17 protein-coding genes and 1 pseudogene are annotated in these 16,627 nt (G+C 65.0%); 9 read left to right on the top strand and 9 right to left on the bottom strand.

Annotated features, from left to right (window positions below; genetic code table 11):
- The first annotated feature begins 75 nt into the window (after window positions 1-75).
- Window positions 76-663, top strand: coding sequence for an HdeD family acid-resistance protein (locus ACVILH_RS24265; protein WP_456715137.1), 588 nt, complete (start codon window positions 76-78; stop codon window positions 661-663).
- 229 nt (window positions 664-892) lie between these two features.
- Window positions 893-1,978 (top strand): 3-deoxy-7-phosphoheptulonate synthase, encoded by a 1,086-nt coding sequence (locus tag ACVILH_RS24260; protein WP_456715136.1) that lies wholly within the window; start codon window positions 893-895, stop codon window positions 1,976-1,978.
- Window positions 1,979-2,028: 50 nt separating this feature from the next.
- On the opposite strand, the gene ACVILH_RS24255 is transcribed toward ACVILH_RS24260, so the two are convergent.
- The 3 genes and pseudogenes from ACVILH_RS24255 to epmA form a co-directional block, all read right to left on the bottom strand.
- The gene (locus ACVILH_RS24255; protein ID WP_456715135.1) at window positions 2,029-2,280 is read right to left on the bottom strand and encodes a hypothetical protein; all 252 of its coding nucleotides are present in this window, start codon (window positions 2,278-2,280) and stop codon (window positions 2,029-2,031) included.
- Window positions 2,281-2,316: 36 nt separating this feature from the next.
- Window positions 2,317-3,411, bottom strand: coding sequence for a lysine-2,3-aminomutase-like protein (locus ACVILH_RS24250; protein ID WP_456715134.1), 1,095 nt, complete (start codon window positions 3,409-3,411; stop codon window positions 2,317-2,319).
- Window positions 3,408-4,465: pseudogene (gene epmA, locus ACVILH_RS24245) on the bottom strand (EF-P lysine aminoacylase EpmA). Before epmA ends, ACVILH_RS24250 begins: the two are co-directional and overlap by 4 nt.
- Before the next feature lie 135 nt (window positions 4,466-4,600).
- Between epmA and efp the strand changes: the two are divergent.
- The 3 genes from efp to ACVILH_RS24230 all read left to right on the top strand — a co-directional run bounded on the left by efp (window position 4,601) and on the right by ACVILH_RS24230 (window position 7,217).
- Window positions 4,601-5,167, top strand: a complete 567-nt coding sequence (gene efp, locus ACVILH_RS24240; protein WP_011926510.1) for an elongation factor P — start codon at window positions 4,601-4,603, stop codon at window positions 5,165-5,167.
- Window positions 5,168-5,233: 66 nt separating this feature from the next.
- On the top strand, window positions 5,234-6,886 hold the full coding sequence (locus ACVILH_RS24235; RefSeq protein WP_456715133.1) for a M23 family peptidase: 1,653 nt from the start codon (window positions 5,234-5,236) through the stop codon (window positions 6,884-6,886).
- Window positions 6,887-6,953: 67 nt separating this feature from the next.
- Complete coding sequence (locus ACVILH_RS24230) at window positions 6,954-7,217, top strand: hypothetical protein (protein ID WP_456715132.1); 264 nt, start codon at window positions 6,954-6,956, stop codon at window positions 7,215-7,217.
- Window positions 7,218-7,472: 255 nt separating this feature from the next.
- On the opposite strand, the gene ACVILH_RS24225 is transcribed toward ACVILH_RS24230, so the two are convergent.
- Complete coding sequence (locus tag ACVILH_RS24225; protein WP_456715131.1) at window positions 7,473-7,655, bottom strand: hypothetical protein; 183 nt, start codon at window positions 7,653-7,655, stop codon at window positions 7,473-7,475.
- Window positions 7,656-7,712: 57 nt separating this feature from the next.
- Window positions 7,713-8,183 carry a carboxymuconolactone decarboxylase family protein gene (locus ACVILH_RS24220; RefSeq protein WP_456715130.1) on the bottom strand — a complete coding sequence of 157 codons (471 nt, stop codon included), beginning with the start codon at window positions 8,181-8,183 and terminating at the stop codon, window positions 7,713-7,715.
- 53 nt (window positions 8,184-8,236) lie between these two features.
- Here ACVILH_RS24220 and ACVILH_RS24215 point away from each other — a divergent pair, with 53 nt between their 5' ends.
- Both ACVILH_RS24215 and ACVILH_RS24210 read left to right on the top strand, forming a co-directional pair.
- Window positions 8,237-8,761, top strand: coding sequence for a MarR family winged helix-turn-helix transcriptional regulator (locus ACVILH_RS24215; RefSeq protein ID WP_456715129.1), 525 nt, complete (start codon window positions 8,237-8,239; stop codon window positions 8,759-8,761).
- Between the two features lie 51 nt (window positions 8,762-8,812).
- Window positions 8,813-10,033: a lytic murein transglycosylase gene (locus ACVILH_RS24210; RefSeq protein WP_456715128.1), complete on the top strand. Its 1,221-nt coding sequence runs from the start codon at window positions 8,813-8,815 to the stop codon at window positions 10,031-10,033.
- 1,303 nt (window positions 10,034-11,336) lie between these two features.
- On the opposite strand, the gene ACVILH_RS24205 is transcribed toward ACVILH_RS24210, so the two are convergent.
- Window positions 11,337-12,116, bottom strand: a complete 780-nt coding sequence (locus ACVILH_RS24205) for an NYN domain-containing protein (RefSeq protein ID WP_456715127.1) — start codon at window positions 12,114-12,116, stop codon at window positions 11,337-11,339.
- Between the two features lie 190 nt (window positions 12,117-12,306).
- On the opposite strand from ACVILH_RS24205, the gene ACVILH_RS24200 reads away from it, so the two are divergent.
- Window positions 12,307-13,602 carry a hypothetical protein gene (locus ACVILH_RS24200; RefSeq protein ID WP_456715126.1) on the top strand — a complete coding sequence of 432 codons (1,296 nt, stop codon included), beginning with the start codon at window positions 12,307-12,309 and terminating at the stop codon, window positions 13,600-13,602.
- 170 nt (window positions 13,603-13,772) lie between these two features.
- A complete protein-coding gene (locus ACVILH_RS24195) occupies window positions 13,773-14,171 on the top strand; it encodes a hypothetical protein (protein WP_456717061.1) in 399 nt (132 codons plus the stop codon).
- Between the two features lie 56 nt (window positions 14,172-14,227).
- On the opposite strand, the gene ACVILH_RS24190 is transcribed toward ACVILH_RS24195, so the two are convergent.
- The 3 genes from ACVILH_RS24190 to ACVILH_RS24180 all read right to left on the bottom strand — a co-directional run bounded on the left by ACVILH_RS24190 (window position 14,228) and on the right by ACVILH_RS24180 (window position 16,279).
- Window positions 14,228-14,638: a hypothetical protein gene (locus tag ACVILH_RS24190; RefSeq protein WP_456715125.1), complete on the bottom strand. Its 411-nt coding sequence runs from the start codon at window positions 14,636-14,638 to the stop codon at window positions 14,228-14,230.
- Window positions 14,639-14,857: 219 nt separating this feature from the next.
- The gene (locus tag ACVILH_RS24185; RefSeq protein ID WP_456715124.1) at window positions 14,858-15,865 is read right to left on the bottom strand and encodes a serine hydrolase domain-containing protein; all 1,008 of its coding nucleotides are present in this window, start codon (window positions 15,863-15,865) and stop codon (window positions 14,858-14,860) included.
- Between the two features lie 9 nt (window positions 15,866-15,874).
- Window positions 15,875-16,279, bottom strand: coding sequence for a hypothetical protein (locus ACVILH_RS24180; protein ID WP_456715123.1), 405 nt, complete (start codon window positions 16,277-16,279; stop codon window positions 15,875-15,877).
- Window positions 16,280-16,627 lie beyond the last annotated feature (348 nt).

Genomic DNA, 16,627 nt, shown 5'->3' with positions numbered 1-16,627 from the left:
CCGGCCGCCGTTCCTCGCCATGTTGTGGGCGGGCGGGCACGGCGTCCCGTTCGTGGCCTTGTCGGAGTGATGAGCATGACCCTTCCCCAGGATACGATCCCGCCCGAGCTCGAGCGCATGCGGTCGCGGATGAGCGCCGCCGTGCGCGCGCATTGGAAGGCCTTCCTGATCGAAGGCATCCTGCTCGCGGTGCTCGGTCTGCTCGCCATGGTCCTGACGCCGCTGGCGAGCCTCGCGGTGACGATCTTCCTCGGCTGGATGTTCCTGATCTCCGGCATCGCAGGGCTGGCGCTGACCTTCTGGGCGCGCGGCATGCCTGGCTTCTGGTGGTCGCTGCTCTCGGCCGTGCTCGCCATCGTCGCCGGCTTCATCCTGGTGGCGCAGCCGATCCAGGGCACGGTGACATTGACGATCGTGATCGGCGTCTATTTCCTCGCCGAGGGCGTTGCCACCATCATGTATGCGCTGGAGCACCGGCGCGAGCTGTCCGGCCGCTGGTCGTGGCTCGCCATCTCGGGACTCGTCGATATCGCCATTGCCGGCATCATCATTTCCGGCCTGCCGGGGACGGCGACTTGGGCGATCGGCCTCCTCGTCGGCATCAACCTGTTGTTCGGCGGCCTGTCGATGATCGGCATGGCGCTCGCGGCGAGAAACGCCTGACGACCCGAGTTTCGATTTTTGGGATGACAAGCGGCCGCGCTGCCGCTATAGGACGATCATGATCAACGCCGCCACCAGCTATTATTGGTACTTTAGCTTCGACAGCTCGCTGGCGGCGGGAGGATCGCGCTCAATCTAAGAAATTGCAGCAAGATATCCGACCAAGCCGCCAGACCTGGCGGCTTTTTTATTGCCGGCAGGTGCCCTTCAAGTGACCCAGGAGCCCGCCGTGCTGAGCACCACAGACGATCTTCGTATCAAGGAAATCAAGGAATTGAGCCTGCCCGTGGAGGTGATGGGCGAGATTCCGCGCACCCTCACCGCCACCCGCGTGGTGATGGCCGCGCGCAACGCCATCCACGCCATCCTCACCGGCACCGATGACCGCCTGCTCGTCATCGTCGGCCCCTGCTCGATTCATGATCCCAAGGCCGCGCTGGACTACGCCAGCCGCCTCGCTGCTTTGCGCGAGCGCCTCGGTGACCGGCTGGAGATCGTGATGCGGGTCTATTTCGAGAAGCCGCGCACCACGGTCGGCTGGAAGGGCCTGATCAACGATCCCGATCTCGACAACTCCTTCGACATCAACAAGGGCCTGCGGCTGGCCCGCAACGTGCTCTCAGCCGTCAACAATCTCGGCCTGCCCGCGGGATGCGAATTCTTGGACATGACGACCCCGCAATATATCGCCGACCTCGTCGCCTGGGCCGCGATCGGCGCGCGCACGACCGAGAGCCAGATCCATCGCGAGTTGGCGTCCGGACTGTCCTGCCCGGTCGGCTTCAAGAACGGCACCGACGGCAACATCCGCATCGCCTCCGATGCGGTGAAGTCGGCCGCGCATCCGCACCATTTCATGGCGGTGACCAAGGGCGGCCGCTCGGGCATCGCGGCAACCACGGGCAATGAGGACTGCCACATCATCCTGCGCGGCGGCGCTGGCCCGAACTACGATGCCGCCCATGTCGAGCAGGCCTCCGCCGAGCTGATCAAGGCCGGCCTGCCGGCGCGGCTGATGATCGACACCAGCCACGCCAATTCGAGCAAGAAGCCGGAGAACCAGCCGCTGGTCGCGGCCGACATCGCCGGCCAGCTCGCGAACGGCGAGCAGCGCATCATCGGCGTGATGATCGAAAGCCACCTCGTGGCGGGTCGTCAGGACGTCAAGCCGGGCGTGCCTTTGACCTACGGCCAGAGCATCACCGACGGCTGCATCGGCTGGGAGACGACGGTCGAGGTGCTGGAGCAGTTGGCCGACGCCGTCACGGCGCGTCGCGCCAAGCGTCGCGACATCGTGCGTGAGCGCTCGGCGTAATCACGCGATCGAGCCAAGCGGCGCGCGGGTTACGCGCGCCGCGGTTGCGCTCAGCAGCCGCGGCAGATGCTCTTGATCTTGCGATCGAGCTCGCGATCTTCCTTGCTCATATTGCCCATCGAGGAGCTCTCGTCAGCCTGCTCGGCCTTCGGCAGGTCGCTCGGCCGCGGCTGACGCCGCTTCTTGCCGCCCTGCGCGGTCGAATCGCTGCTCATGTTGCTGCCCTGCGCCAGTACGGCGCCATCGGCCAGGATCAGGAGCCCCATCGCGATCGCGATTGTCCTCATCGCAGGTGTCTTCATGTTGCTCCTCCGTGTCGGCGGAATCGGCCGATCACTTCATTCCCCAGCGGGCGGATAGAGATGCGCCTCGCCGCAATAGTCAACCACACGATAGCGCGTTTGCGGAGCGGTGGCATGATCCTGCGCAACAGAATCCTCGGCAGTGATGTATTGCGGTCCGACCGGCGCCTTGCCGTAGCCGCCGGGGATGTCGAGCACGTAATCCGGCTGGCACAGGCCCGACACACGGCCGCGCAGCGCTCGAATCAGCGCCTGTCCCTCGTCCAACGTGGTGCGCAGATGCGCGGTGCCCGGCGCGAGGTCGCCATGGTGCAGGTAGTAGGGCTTGATGCCGGTCTCGACGAAGGCGCGCATCAAGGCCTCCAATGTTGCCGCGTCGTCGTTGACGCCGCGCAGCAGCACCGACTGGCTGACCATCGGAATGCCTGAGTCGATCAGGCGCGCGCAGGCGGCGCGCACGGATGGGCTCAACTCGCGCGGATGATTGGCGTGCAGCGCCACCCAGGTCGTCGCACCCGCAACCTTCAGCGCATCGACCAGCGCGGGCGTGATGCGCTGTGGATCGGCGACCGGCAGCCGCGTGTGGATGCGGATGATCTTAACGTGATCGATATCAGCGAGATCGGCCATGATCTCCTTGAGCCGCCGCGGCGACAGCATCAGGGGATCGCCGCCAGTGAGGATCACCTCCCAGATCTCGCCATGCGAGCGGATGTAGTCGAGCGCGCCCCGATAGGCGTCCTCGGACAGCGCATTGTCCTTGCCCGGCCCGACCATCTCGCGGCGGAAGCAGAACCGGCAATACACCGCGCAGACATGCACGAGCTTGAGCAGCACGCGGTCTGGATAGCGGTGCACGATGCCGGGCACCGGCGCATGCGCATCGTCGCCGATCGGATCGCCGCGCTCCCCAGGCGTCGCGATCAGCTCGTCAGGTGACGGCACGAACTGGCGCGCGATCGGATCGTTGGGATCGTCGCTATCGATCAGGTCCGCCAGATGCGTCGTCACGGCGACGGCGTAGCGCTGCGCCACGCGGTCGAGCGCAGGCTGCTGGCTTGGATCAGCCAGGCCTTGCGCGACGAGATCGTCGGCGCTGCGCAATGTCGTGGGCCGTTCGATCCTGTTCATCGCTGCTCACCTGCCGGCGGCGTCCACACCACCTGGTCGATCCTCATTGCACCCGCCGCCAGCATCACCAGCCGGTCGAAGCCGAGCGCGACCCCGCTCGCCTGCGGCATGGCGGCGACAGCGGCGAGAAAATCCTCGTCAAGCGGATAGCGCTCGCCGTAGCGGCGCTGCTTCTCGTTCATCTCCGCCTCAAAGCGCCGGCGCTGCTCCGCGGCATCGGTCAGCTCGCCAAAGCCGTTGGCGAGCTCGACGCCGCAGGCATAGACCTCGAAGCGCTCGGCGACGCGCGGGTCCGGCGCCACCCGCGCCAGCGCCGCCTCGGGCGAGGGATATTCGTACAACACGGTCACCCGCGCCCATTGCCGAGCTGCGGCTCGACATGCTCGACCAGCAGCTTGCTGAACAGGTCCGACCAGGTGTCGTCGTCGCTGATGCGGATCTTGCCCTGCGCCGCCGCGGCCAGCGCGGCGCGGTCGCCCACTCGGTCCCGGATCGTCGCCAGAAGATCGATGCCGGCGTAACGCTCGAAGGCGCCCGCGACGGTCAGCAGCTCCGGCTCGGCATGGGGATCGGCGGTCCGGCCGCGGAAGGCAAATTGCTTGATACCGGTCGCCTGAGCGGCATGGGCGATCACCACCACCGTATCGGCCATGATGGCGTCGTACGGCGCCTCGGCCCGATACCATTCCAGCATGGTGAATTCGGGCAGATGCAGGTCGCCGCGCTCGCGATCGCGAAAGACGCGGGCGAACTCGAAGATGCGGCGTTCCCCGGCCGCCAGCAGCTTCTTGCAGGCGAATTCCGGCGAGGTTCTGAGATACCTTCGCTGACGAGTTCCATCCGCCGCCATCAGCTCGGTGGCCGGCGCATGCAGATGGGTCTCGTTGCCCGGGGAGACCTGCAGGACCCCCGTCTCGACCTCGGTAAAACCCTGCTCCTCGAACCAGGCCCGCAAGGCGCGCGTGATCGCGGCCCTCGCCTGCAGGAACGGCCGGACATCGGCGTGCCGCGCCGGCGACCACCAGGGCGACGGGGACGGTCCCTGGCCTGTCATGCGATCGCCAAAAGGCTGGCCAAAAGACTGGCAACGCCAGACAAAATCAGTATGTTGCGCCCCGAAACCGCATCCGGCGCCCATGCGCCGCCCGGCTCCGCCCGTTGCCGGGCCCCAGACTCAGGAAAAACAGCTTTGAAAGTCATCGCCAGCTCTATTCGCAAGGGTAACGTCATTGAGCAAGACGGCAAGCTCTACGTTGTCGTCAGCGCCGAGAACATCCATCCCGGCAAGGGCACCCCGGTCAGCCAGATCGAAATGCGCCGAATCAGCGACGGCGTGAAGATCTCCGAGCGCTACAAGACCACCGACCAGGTCGAGAAGGCCACGATCGAAGAGCGCAACTACACCTATCTGTACGAAGACCAGGACGGCTTCCACTTCATGAACCCGGAGACCTACGACCAGGTCCAGGTGCCGAAGGACGTCGTCGGCACTCAGGCGGCGTATCTCCAGGAGAATATGACCGTCAAGCTGTCGATGCACGACACCAACCCGGTCTCGATCGCGCTGCCGCAGCGTGTCACGCTCGAGGTCGTCGAGACCGAGCCGGTGACCAAGGGCCAGACCGCGTCGTCCTCCTACAAGCCCGCCGTGCTCTCCAATGGCGTCCGCACCGGCGTGCCGCCGCACATCACCGTCGGCACCCGGATTGTCGTCATGACCGAGGATGGCTCATACTGCGAGCGCGCCAAGGACTGACCGACCGACTGACGGACCGACTGACCGGCGACATGGGATGAATCTGACGCCGGGGGGCGCGGGGGATTGGGGGCAAGGGTCACCATCATCGTCGCCGCCCTGGCGGCGATCATCACGCTGGGTGCAGCGCCTGCGGGGCGCGCGGCCGAGGCGCTCGCCACCCCCGCCGTCACGCTCCACCGCGCCGACTGGCGCGCGGCGCTCGATCGACTCCGCGCCGAGCTCAGCCCGGCGCCGGAGGCCGCGGCTGACGTCGCGGTCGATGCGCGACGGCGCAGCGTGACCGCGGATGATCCGCGCCGCCGTCCGGCACTGGTCCAGCTCAACAGCGTGACCTCCAATATCTTCACGGGGATCGGACGCAGTCCGGTCCCCGTTTTGCTGCCGTTCGACACCACGGCCTATCTCGGTGCGCGCGCCAAGGGCGCGATCGATCCGCAAAGCCTGCCGCGCTACCAGGCGGATTTCCGCACCGATCTGTTCGATGCCGGCCCGTCCGGCTATGACGCCGTGTTCTCGCTGCCGGTCGAGGTGACCTCCGGCCTGCCCCCGCGCATCTTCGCGAGGCCGATCGAGATCCAGATCACGGGCTCGGCGATCACCTACGACGTCGCCGATCCCGCCGGCGGCAAGGGCGATCCGGTCAAGGCGCTCTCGGCGCAATATCCCGATCTGCGCCGCTTCATTCGCGAAGGCTATGTCCGCTACGCCTTCACGCGCTTTGGCGTGCCCTATGTCGTCTCGATCCAATGCCTCGACAGCGCGCCGCGGCCGAAGCGCCTCGCCTGTCGTGAGGCCTACCCGGTCGCCGAACGTTTCCTGCGGGCGTTGCGCGTCGCCGGCGGCCAGCCGGCGCGCCGTGCGACGGAGATCGCACAGCTTGGCGTCGAGCGGCCGTCCACGCTGGACGCCGATTTCAGCTATCGGCCGCCGGGCGACATCGTCGCCAATTCAGGCGCTCGCGGCCAGAGCGGACGCGCCGACCGCATTGCCTATTCGCAGATCCGCTTTCCCGTGGACGCTCCGGCCTATGTCCATTCGCAGTCGTTCGGCCGCAGGCGCGCCAGCGACAAGCTCGACCAGCCTCGAAGCCAACAGCCCTGGAGCCAATATCCTTGGCGGGACAATTTCTGCGAGGCGCGCGACTTCAATGTCGGCCAATGCGCCAGCGGCTTCGGCCATCAGGGCCAGGACATCCGTCCGGGCATCTGTCCGGTGCGCCGCGACGGGCCCGATGGCTGCGATCCCTCGCGGCAGCGCGTGCTGGCGGTGCGCGACGGCGTCGTCATCCGCTCGGTCAAGCAGCAGGCCGTCACGATCCAGGTCAACAGCGGCACCGAGCACATCCGCTTCCGCTACATGCACATGAACCCGACCGCGATGGACAATGACGGCCTGCTCAACGGCCGCTCCTTGCGCGAAGGCGAGCCGATCGGCTTGGTCTCGAACTATCTCGACCACCCCAACGGCACCACGCGCCATCTGCATTTCGACATCCAATTGTTCACGCGCGACGGCTGGATCTGGGTCAATCCCTACATGACGCTGATCACCGCCTATGAGCGGCTGATCGGCCGCCGCGGTCGCGAGATCGGCACCGACCCGGAGATGGCCGCCTCGCCGTCTCCCCTCACCACCGGATCAATAAGAGCGCCGGCGCAAGCCGTCTCGCCGCTCGGGCCCTCCGCCGACGCCGCCGTGGGGCGCGACCGGAACTGACCGCGCCGCAGCCCCTGCCGGAACCGACCTCCCCGGCTGCGGGTTGATGGGTGAAGGAGGATGTCGGATGGCGACAGTCACATCGCATCACAGGACGGGACCTGCGCTGGTGTCGGCAGCGATCGCGCTCGCCTGCATCGGCGCACTCATCATGCTCGTGCGCGATCGCTGGCATCCGCCGGAGATCAAATCCGCCGACGCCGCCCGTCACTCGATGACCGGCGAGGTCGCCCGCGCCGCAGGCGCCCGCGTGATGCCGACCGATCCGAGCCTCGCCGTGGAGCCAAAGCCCGGAGGCCCCAAGCGCGCGCAGCCGGCAAATCCGTTTTGAACAAGGGCGTGCTGATCAGTCCAAGCTGATGGCAGGTGCGACCTGCCTTCAATACTGCTAGTCGTCGACAAAGCTCCCGCAACCTCGCCGCGGCCCTCCCTCTCCCCGTTCTTACGGGGAGAGGGTCGGGGTGAGGGGCAGCCACACGGGCAGGACAAGCAGGGAGACCAGCCCCCTTTCATCCTTCGCGCCAAGGCTGACGCCATAGCTCGCATCACAAGCTAGGCGACGCGGTGTTCGTCCACGCGCCCACCCTCACGCCGACCACTTCTCCTCCTCCCGCCGGTGCTCCTCCGCATTCAGCCGCTCGGCGATCTCATGGGCCATGGCTTCGTTATCGGTGCGTGCGATCGGCTTGCCGTCCTGACACCGCACGCGGTCCTTGTCGGCCTCTAGCGGGAAATCCTCGGGCTTGAGCGGCTCGTTCGGCTCGGTCATGTGCGCCTCCTGGTTTGCAGGCACAACACGCGCGGCTTCCCGGCGGTTCCTGACCGCTCAGCCGCCGGAGCGCGCCGGCCGCTCCCCCGGGGTCCAGCGGAAGGCGACGCCGAAGCGGTTCCAGAGATTGATGACGCCGATGGCCGAGGTCAGCAACACCACCTCCGTCTCGGAGAATTCGGCGCGCGCCTGCGCATAGACCTCGTCGCTGACGCCGTTATCCAGCGTCGTCAGCGCTTCGGTGAAGGCCAGCGCCGCGCGCTCGCGCGCCGAGAAATGCGGCGCTTCGCGCCAGACCACGACGAGGTTGAGCTTGTCGGCGGCGACGCCGAGCTTCTCCGCCAGCAGCACATGATGCTGCACGCAGAACGCACAGCCGTTGATCTGCGACGCCCGGATCTTGACGAGCTCGAGCAGCTGCTTGTCGAGCCCGGCCTTGGCCGCCTGCTGGCTGACCGCGAGGATGGCGTCGTACAGCTCGGGAGCCTGCCGCCTGAAATCCGCATACTCGCTGCGTGCATGTGACATGGATCGTCTCTCATGTTATCAGTGGTCTGATAATTTATCAGAGCTCTGATATTATGCGCAAGGCACAGCCATCATCACCATCGCGCGCGCGGCGACAGCCGCAGCCGGCAAAGACGACCGCCGTGCGTCCCCCGGCCGCCGGCGAGGGCAAGCGCGGCGAGGACGGACATCTCGCCTATCTGCTACGCCAGGCGCAGGCCGCGGCCAGGCTGTCGCTCGAGCGCGCGCTGGTCTCGACCGGCCTCACGCATCCGCAATTCGTGGTGCTGACGATGCTCAAGGCCTATCCCGGCCTGTCCGGCGCCGACTGCGCCCGCGTCGCGCTGCTGACGCCGCAAACCGTCAACGTCATCATCGGCAACCTGGAACGTGACGGCGCCATCACGCGCTCGCCGCATCCGGTGCATGGCCGGGTGCTGCAGTGGACGCTCACCCGCCGCGGCCTCGCCTTGCTCGCCAAGGCGCGGCAACAGGCGTCGGCCCTGGAACGCCGGCTCGCGCGCGGTGTCAGCCAGCGCGAGCTCGCGACCATCCGCCGCTGGCTGGCGCGGATCGCGACCGAGTTCCATCCGGATTGACGCTGAAAGGGGGTCTGCCGCCGGCCCGCACCAGCGGCTACACTGGCGGCCATGACCCAGCCCGATTCCCCGACCCGCCGCACCCTGCTCCGCTCCGGCCTCGGTGCCGCCGCGCTGCTCATGCCTGCGCGGCCCGCCGCGGCCGCGCCGGCCGAGTTCGACGCCTGGCGCGACGGCTTCCGCAGCCGCGCGCTCGCCAAGGGCATCTCGCAGGCGACCTGGACGCGCGTCATGTCCCGGCTCGAGCCCGACATGTCCGTGTTCAAGGAGATGCGCAACCAGCCGGAGTTCAAGGAGCAGCTCTGGCAGTACATCAACCGCCGCGTCTCCGACTGGCGCGTCATCAACGGCAAGGCGGCACTGTCGAAGAACGAGGCGCTGTTCGCGCGCATCGAAAAGGACTTTGGCGTCGAGCGCGGCACGCTGCTCGCGCTGTGGGGCGTGGAGTCGGCTTACGGCGATCCGTTGGTGCAGCAGAACCACATGCGCCCGGTGTTTCCCGCGCTCGCCGCGCTCGCCTGGAACGAGCCGCGCCGCAAGGCCTATTGGGAGACCGAGCTCACCAACGCGCTGAAAATCGTCGACCGCGGCTGGAGCACGCCGGAGGAGATGCGCGGCTCCTGGGCCGGCGCGATGGGCCACACGCAATGGATGCCCGAGGTCTGGCTCAATGTCGGCTTCGACTATGATGGCGACGGCAAGATCTCGCCATTCGGCCGGCCCGATGATGCGCTCGGCTCGACCGCGCGCTATCTCGTCAACCGCGGCAAATATCATCGCGGCGAGCATTGGGGCTACGAGGTCCGTGCCCCCGGCAACATCTCAGGCAGCAGGACCTACGCGGCCTGGCAGGCCGCCGGCGTCACCCGCCCCGACGGCGAGCCCTTCCCGCAGCCGAACGCGTCGGCGCAACTCTGGATTCCCGTCGAGGGCGGCCCCGCCTTCCTGCTGGGTCCGAACTTCTATTCGGTCAAGTCCTACAATCCGGCGATGAGCTACGCGCTCGCGATCTGCCATCTCGGCGACCGCATCTTAGGAGCACCGCCCTTTCTGCAGCCCTTCCCCGGCTCCGAGCGCGCGCTGACGCTCGCCGAAGTCCAGGAGATGCAGAAGCGCCTGACCGCCGCCGGCTTCGACACCGGCGGCACCGACGGCCGCGTCGGCAATGACACCATGAAGGCGATCCGCGACTTCCAGGCGAAGGCCGGCATTACCCCCGCCGACGGCTATGGCGGGTTGAAGGTGCTGGCGAAGCTGCGGCAGGGTGGATAACCTTAAAGATGATCGTGTGGCACTCTTCCCCGAGCACGATTGCTGAGAATCATATTTCGATCTTAGCTCTTGCAGAGACTGCGGCCGCTATTTGCCTGAGCATCTACCTCTATTCTGATGGCGGTCATGCTGCGCACTTGATTGCACTAGCTGCCTTGTCGCCAGCGGCGCTACTCCAGACCGCCCGCTCAAATCAGCGCGCACTGCAGTACGCGATCGGCCTTAATCGTTGACTGACTATAGTGTTCCACGCTGCACTACCTAAGGAGTTTCCGAGTAGCGCATCCGTCGACAAATCTACAAGCTTCATGCGATTATTGCTTCTCGGCATAGTGTTCCTCCTTCTCGAGATCTATATATTCGCGCTCTACTTCTTTTTCTGCACCTGCCTTGTCGTGCTTCTAATATCTGCAAGAGCTTTCGCCACTCTTCTTGAGCTAACTTTGAGGCCGATGGAGTCGATAGCCGCTATACCTGACAATTGGCGGAAGATCGTTCTCTGCACTGACGTGACGACCCTACCTGAGCTGGCACCGGGATTAGAGGACCTTGCGACGTTTTCAGAGATTTTTATCGTACGGTTTTCCGACGTCCCCCTTGAGCCTTCATTAGGTCGAGCAAAGTACGCAGCGGGACTATTCTATTTGCTGTTTTTTGTTTATGCGCCGGCTAGTGCCTATCGCTGGTCAATCAAAAGCACTTCGTTGATCTGGAGTCCGCTTCTGTGGGCGTTCCGACCTATACAGGCAAAAGAAGATCCTCTGCAGCTTGCACAGCAAATTCAGGTCCTGTCCATCTACCGAATATCGCGACTTTACTCGGCTGGAGTATTGTCTCTCTTTGCAGCCAAACTCTATCTATTTGTAGCGTGGTCCTCTCTGAAGGAGACAGCACAACGCATCCCAGGGTGGGACACAATAGCCCACTACCTAGTACCAGAGGCCATCCCAGGATGGCATATCGCTGCCGCTACGAATGCCGCTCTCACGTGGGTCATCTTCCTAAATGCCGAACGCTACACTCTAAACGGAGCGCATTATGACCGCGCACAGCTCTCGAACATACGTGTTTTCTTGGCTATTTCCTTCACTACACGAAACTTTCTCACTATCTATACTGCGACCTGCACGCTATATCTTACAATTACTCTGGCCACGGCAATCGACGTCAGCAAGATTCGCATCATCGGATTTCCTTGGTGACACGAATCCTCACGCAAGCGAAACGTAAAGCGGTGCAATGCAATCACGTCTTGCACCATTTCTACGCTAGGACCTCTCCGCACTAGCAAGTTGCTCTCCGATCAAGCGGCTCGCTGTTTTCCTCCTCTAGACCGCCCCTGCGCGCCGCTGGGCGCCTTCACCCGAATCCTCACCGAGCCGCCGCCTTTCGACTGCTCCTCGATGTCGAAGGCGCCGGTCTTGCGCACGAGGTCGCTGAGCTTGCGGCAGCCATAGGTGCGCGGATCGAAGTCGGAGACCAGGTTGGAGAGCTGCTTGCCTACCTCGCCGAGCGCGACCCAACCGTCCTCGCTCTCCATCTGCGTGATGACCTTCTTGATCATCGGCGTCGCCGCGCTGATCGGCTGCAGCGGCTTCGGCGCCGTGGCGCTGTCGACATCCTTGCTGCTCAGCGCGTCGCTGCGCAGATTTTCCGTGTAGACAAACCGGCGGCAGGCCTGCCGAAAGCTCTCGGGCGTCTTCTGCTCGCCGAAGCCGAACACGTCGATGCCCTGCTCGCGGATGCGCGCCGCCAGCCGGGTGAAGTCACTGTCCGACGACACCAGGCAGAACCCGTCGAAGCGGCCGCTGTGCAGCAGGTCCATCGCATCGATCACCAGCGTGATGTCGGAGGCGTTCTTTCCCGTGGTGTAGGCGAACTGCTGCTGCGGCACGATGGCGTAGCGCGCCAGCGTATCCGCCCACGGCTTTGAGCGCGGACTGGAGAAATCGCCATAGATCCGGCGCACGCTCGCCTCGCCGATCTTGGCGATCTCCTCGAACAGCCCGTCCACGATCTTGGCCGAGGCATTATCGGCGTCGATGAGCACGGCAAGGCGCGGCGAGCGGGATTCGGATGGCATGGCTTGATCTCTGGAAAACGACCTGATCCGTCGTATCACGCGCGTGCGCCTGACGTCAGACAAAGTTTCTCAGGACTGGTGCGAGGAAGATCGTTTACCACGGCACCGAACGTCGTGGAGATCCGACTGAGGTCGCCCGCGATCTCTGGTAGCTTGATCGGCACTGCTTTCGAGCATGGGACATGAGTCGATGTCGTTGCCCTCCGATCAGGCGTTCTCCCATATCGTCGCCCATGCTCCGGTCGCACGCGAGGCTCACCCGCGCGCGTCGGCGCCGCGCTTCGATCGCGACGTGCGCGTCTGGCTGTCATCGGAATTCATCGATCCCTCAGAATATGTTCGCTTTGCTCCATCGCCTCCGATCTACGAGGCCGCCCGCTGGCCGCTCGGGGTCATGCCCGGCCAGACTAGCGAAGAGCGCGCCGTCATGGCCGGCATGCGCGACGGCGATTTCGACTGGCAGGTCAGTTGCGCGCTGCAACTGCCGCATCGCTACAGCGGCCTGGGTTTCGGACCGCCGCCGCGCCGAGACCGCGCCGATCTCTGGATCCGGCACGTCGGACATTGGAATGGCGCCAAGGAGCGATTGGCCGAGATCATTGCGAGCCTGGGCCGGCCGCCGGCCAAGCGTCACCCCGCCTGGAGTTATCACACGCACTATGCGCTCACGCCGTTCGCCATCATCGGCCAGACCTGGTGCCAGCCGGATGCTGCGACCGCGGCCTTCATGGTCGACACCACGATCGCGTTCTTCTACGGCGGTGACAGCCTCATTCAGGAATGTTTGATCACGGAGGGAATGAAGGCCGGCGCGGCTCGTGCCGATCTGCTCGCTGCGTATGACCATCGTTACAGCCGGGTCGCTGGAAGCTCGCCCGTCCTGGTCGACGATCCCTCCACCTTGCCGCTCCGGCGCTACGGCCCTCCGGCCGCGGACTGGACCAACCTCGCGCTGCCGACACTCACGACGTTCCGCGACGAGAGGGGCTCCGACAGGGAAGCGCGTGACTGTCGCGAATTCCTGTTCGTGAGCCGTCTGCAGACGCACCTCATGGTCGCGATCGCCGCCGCCTGTCACGGCCTTGCGACTTTCGCCAGCGGGCAAGTTCGATCACCGCTCGTTCGGGTCCTTGACACACCGCCTGCACTCTCGACCCTGAAGCCGCATTGGCTCGGGCACGTGCTGGGCGACTATGATCACGCAACGGCCTGCGCGGACTTGCTCGAATCCCTTGCAGGCTTCTACGAGCAGGATCTCACGTCCGACCATCTGCGCGGCATGCCCATTCCACCCTGTCGGTCTTTGAGCGATCCGATCCAGCAGGCGATCATCGCGACGCGCCCGCACCACTGGGGTTGCACGGTCGAGGACGCCATCGACGCCTTCCGCTGGAACCTGTTCGATGTCGGTATCGACGACGCGTCGGTGATGCGGTGGACGCGCGAGGCCGTCGGCTGGCTCGAGAACTGGCCGCAGTTTCGCTGATACGATCACCCTCCGCCGTCTCGCCCCGCGTCGAGACCGGCGAGCCGCGCCGCTCACCATTCGTATACGAATAAAATCCCGGGCTCCCACGGGTTTGGGGCGGCCGCTTTCACCTTCCTTTAATGTGCAGCGCACAACTATGGCGTGATGGATCGATGGGGTTCTCGCCCATGATGAAGGAAGGCACCTACTCCGCCTGGTTCAAGACTCCGAGGGGCCAGGGGACCGGGATCGTGCAATTGGCCGCGGGCAAGGTCTGCGGCGGCGACGGCGTGCTGAGCTATAGCGGCAGCTACGAGGCCCGCGGCGATCGCTTCACGGCGGTCATCCGGACGAAACGGCATGCCCCGGGACAGCCCTCGCTGTTCGGCCCGGACGAGCTCACGCTCAGCCTGGAAGGCTGCTGCCGGACGAGTCCCGTCACCTGCTCCGGCCGGGCCGCCGAAGCGCCTGACGTCCCCTTCGAGGCCTTCCTGCTGTACTCCTCTCCCGACAATGCGCCTCCGCCAACCCCACGCCCGACGCCGAAGTTCAATCCCGAGCAGTTGCCGAAGCCGTTCTGGCGCTGAGATCGGGAAGCCTCGACGATCTGCCAAGCGCGACCAGACGGTGCTGGCCTCGATCGTTACACTGGTTGGGTCCGGCGCGCACTCAGATAGCCGCCCAGAGCGGCCAGCGCCGGGCTTGTCGGCAGCAGGAGCAACTGCGTGATCAGGCTGCCGTGCCCGCCGATCAGCGCATAAACCCCGAAGCCGAGACAGAGGATCGACGACAGAGCCCCGTTGAGGATGACATCATGCCGCGCGAGCCGTCCCGCAACGTATCCGCCCAAGACCGAACTGAGCACCCCGAACAGGAGCATGAGCGATTTGAACAGCGAGCTGGCCATCAGCACGCGAGGGTCGGAGACGGCCAGTTGCGCCGCCGTTCCCGACGACATCAACACGATGATCGTCACCGGAAAGATCGCGAGGTTCGTCGACAAGATGTCCACGATGTTGCCGGTCACCACGCCCTTGAACGAAATCCGATTCATCTGACACGCCCCTCACCGCGGCGTTCACATTGCCGAGCGCTGGTTCGGCGTGCAACCGCACGACGCGTGTAAGCCTTCGGGGTTTGCGAGCGCAGGGCGAACTTCCGCCTCGGCGGTCCGTCCCGAGAACGCCGCGACCTGGTCCCGCAGCAATCCATTTTCCGCCCTACGCAGACACGATCGGATCGCAGATTGAGGGCGATGGCCATTGCATGGTCCTCACGGCACCGACGCGCTGATCCTGCTCACGAGATCGAGGACGCGCTGGGTTCGGACAACATGCGGGTTGACGTCCAGATCCACCAGCTCGACGAGCACCAGGCGCTTCGATGGGACGACGACCACCAACTGGCCGCCATAGCCATTGGCGAAGAACGCGTTGAGACTTCCATCTGCCTTTGTGTACGTCCACCAGAGATATCCATAGCCGCGTTCAGGCTGCTCGGTGTCCGACATCCGCGTGGTCGATTCCGTCACCCAATGCGCCGGGACGATCTGGGCGCCGTTCCAACGTCCACCGTTCAGATAGAGCACGCCGAACCGCGCGAGGTCGCGGGCACTCATGTGAAACACATAGGCCGGATGGGAGGACGAACCCTCCATCTGGTCATGACCATCCTTCGCCGAGTAATCCTCCATGCCCAGCGGCCGCGCAATCCGCGTCTCGAAATTCTTGAACACGTTGCCGACCGACTGCCGGTAGATCGTGCCGAGCGCGTTGAAATCCCAATTGTTGTAGTACCAGAAGCTCCCGGGCGTATGGCTGCCGCGCGCCGGCCGGAGCTCTTTCATCTGCGGCGTCTCGTAGGCCGCGAGATGATAGACGCCCGACCGCGCCATCAACAATTGGCGAACCGTCGCGGTCTTCTCGGTTGGCGACAAGGCGTCGGGCCGATCGTCGATCGCGCGTTCGGCAAGGGTGCTGTCGAGATTGATCCGGCCCTCCTCCACGGCGATGCCGTACAGCGCGCTGATGAGGCTCTTGCGCTCGGACCGGATATTCACCTTGGCGCCGATGTCGCCCGACGACGCGATGATCTCGTCGTCTCTGACCACCATGATCGAGGTCGGCTTCTGCTCGCTGGCGAACTGCTGCACCTCCCGTGCAATCGCGGCGGTCCAAGGCTTGTCGCTGGGATTTGCCGTCTGCCAGTGCGCCCCCGGCTCGGCATGGGACCAGGATGACCACAGCAGCAGACCCATGATCATGGCATACGGACGTCGCATCACAGACCCTCATTCCGATTGGCCGATCCAGTCGCGAACCTGGCCGAGCCCCGCAAGATCGAAGATGAAGCTCCGCTTACGGCCCCGCGTCGCATGGTGGCAGCCTTGCTCGCCGGCAGCGTTGACCTCATCTGCCACTGCGATGTCAATCGGATGACCGAAGCCGGCGGCACGGCCCCAAATTTTTCGCTTGCTTTCATTCCGAAAATCGGAAATACTCGGCGCGTCCTGTCCTCGTGCGAGGGGCGCTTCGCGATCGTCACGAACGTGGAGGATGGGGTGCGGTGGCCGCCGATGTGCCGCAGCGTGCTCGATGTGCGCGGACGAACGGCAATTGGCGGACGTGAAATCGCGTGGTCCTGGCGCCCCGACGCTGGCGCCAAGTCTCCTGGTCATGATGATCCGGGAGGTCACGGTGGCTATCAAGCCGGACACCGGGGAGATCGCGTATAAGCGTTAAGCCCATCGCGCAGGGAATGCCGGTTGAAACGGCTTTGCCTGTGGTGACTGCCGCCTGCTTTTTGTTTGCAGGCGGGCCATGGGTGAGGCCTTCACCCGGCATTCCCTGCGCCCTCGTGCTTGTCCGAGGGTCCGTCGGTCCATCACTCGGGCGCGTCAGCGCTGCGGGACCATCGGCGGCTGCGCCGCCCTCTCCGTAATTCTCCGGCCCGCCAGATCGAGAGATTACGGGCGTCAGACCGGCTCGGAAAGGGTTTGGTTAATTTTGCCCTGCTACGTCTCGCTCATTCTTCTCTGACAGTG

The sequence above is a fragment of the Bradyrhizobium sp. USDA 4353 genome, assembly GCF_054063215.1.
This window is presented reverse-complemented; position numbering and strand designations above follow the sequence as displayed.

What these genes read in the sequence shown, in the direction of transcription:
- ACVILH_RS24265 (WP_456715137.1), top strand. Translation starts at nt 76, where the DNA reads ATGACCCTTCCCCAGGATACGATCCCGCCCGAGCTCGAGCGCATGCGG.
- ACVILH_RS24255 (WP_456715135.1), bottom strand. Translation starts at nt 2,280, where the DNA reads ATGAAGACACCTGCGATGAGGACAATCGCGATCGCGATGGGGCTCCTG.
- ACVILH_RS24250 (WP_456715134.1), bottom strand. Translation starts at nt 3,411, where the DNA reads ATGAACAGGATCGAACGGCCCACGACATTGCGCAGCGCCGACGATCTC.
- ACVILH_RS24230 (WP_456715132.1), top strand. Translation starts at nt 6,954, where the DNA reads ATGGCGACAGTCACATCGCATCACAGGACGGGACCTGCGCTGGTGTCG.
- ACVILH_RS24225 (WP_456715131.1), bottom strand. Translation starts at nt 7,655, where the DNA reads ATGACCGAGCCGAACGAGCCGCTCAAGCCCGAGGATTTCCCGCTAGAG.
- ACVILH_RS24220 (WP_456715130.1), bottom strand. Translation starts at nt 8,183, where the DNA reads ATGTCACATGCACGCAGCGAGTATGCGGATTTCAGGCGGCAGGCTCCC.
- ACVILH_RS24215 (WP_456715129.1), top strand. Translation starts at nt 8,237, where the DNA reads ATGCGCAAGGCACAGCCATCATCACCATCGCGCGCGCGGCGACAGCCG.
- ACVILH_RS24210 (WP_456715128.1), top strand. Translation starts at nt 8,813, where the DNA reads ATGACCCAGCCCGATTCCCCGACCCGCCGCACCCTGCTCCGCTCCGGC.
- ACVILH_RS24205 (WP_456715127.1), bottom strand. Translation starts at nt 12,116, where the DNA reads ATGCCATCCGAATCCCGCTCGCCGCGCCTTGCCGTGCTCATCGACGCC.
- ACVILH_RS24200 (WP_456715126.1), top strand. Translation starts at nt 12,307, where the DNA reads ATGTCGTTGCCCTCCGATCAGGCGTTCTCCCATATCGTCGCCCATGCT.
- ACVILH_RS24195 (WP_456717061.1), top strand. Translation starts at nt 13,773, where the DNA reads ATGATGAAGGAAGGCACCTACTCCGCCTGGTTCAAGACTCCGAGGGGC.
- ACVILH_RS24190 (WP_456715125.1), bottom strand. Translation starts at nt 14,638, where the DNA reads ATGAATCGGATTTCGTTCAAGGGCGTGGTGACCGGCAACATCGTGGAC.
- ACVILH_RS24185 (WP_456715124.1), bottom strand. Translation starts at nt 15,865, where the DNA reads ATGCGACGTCCGTATGCCATGATCATGGGTCTGCTGCTGTGGTCATCC.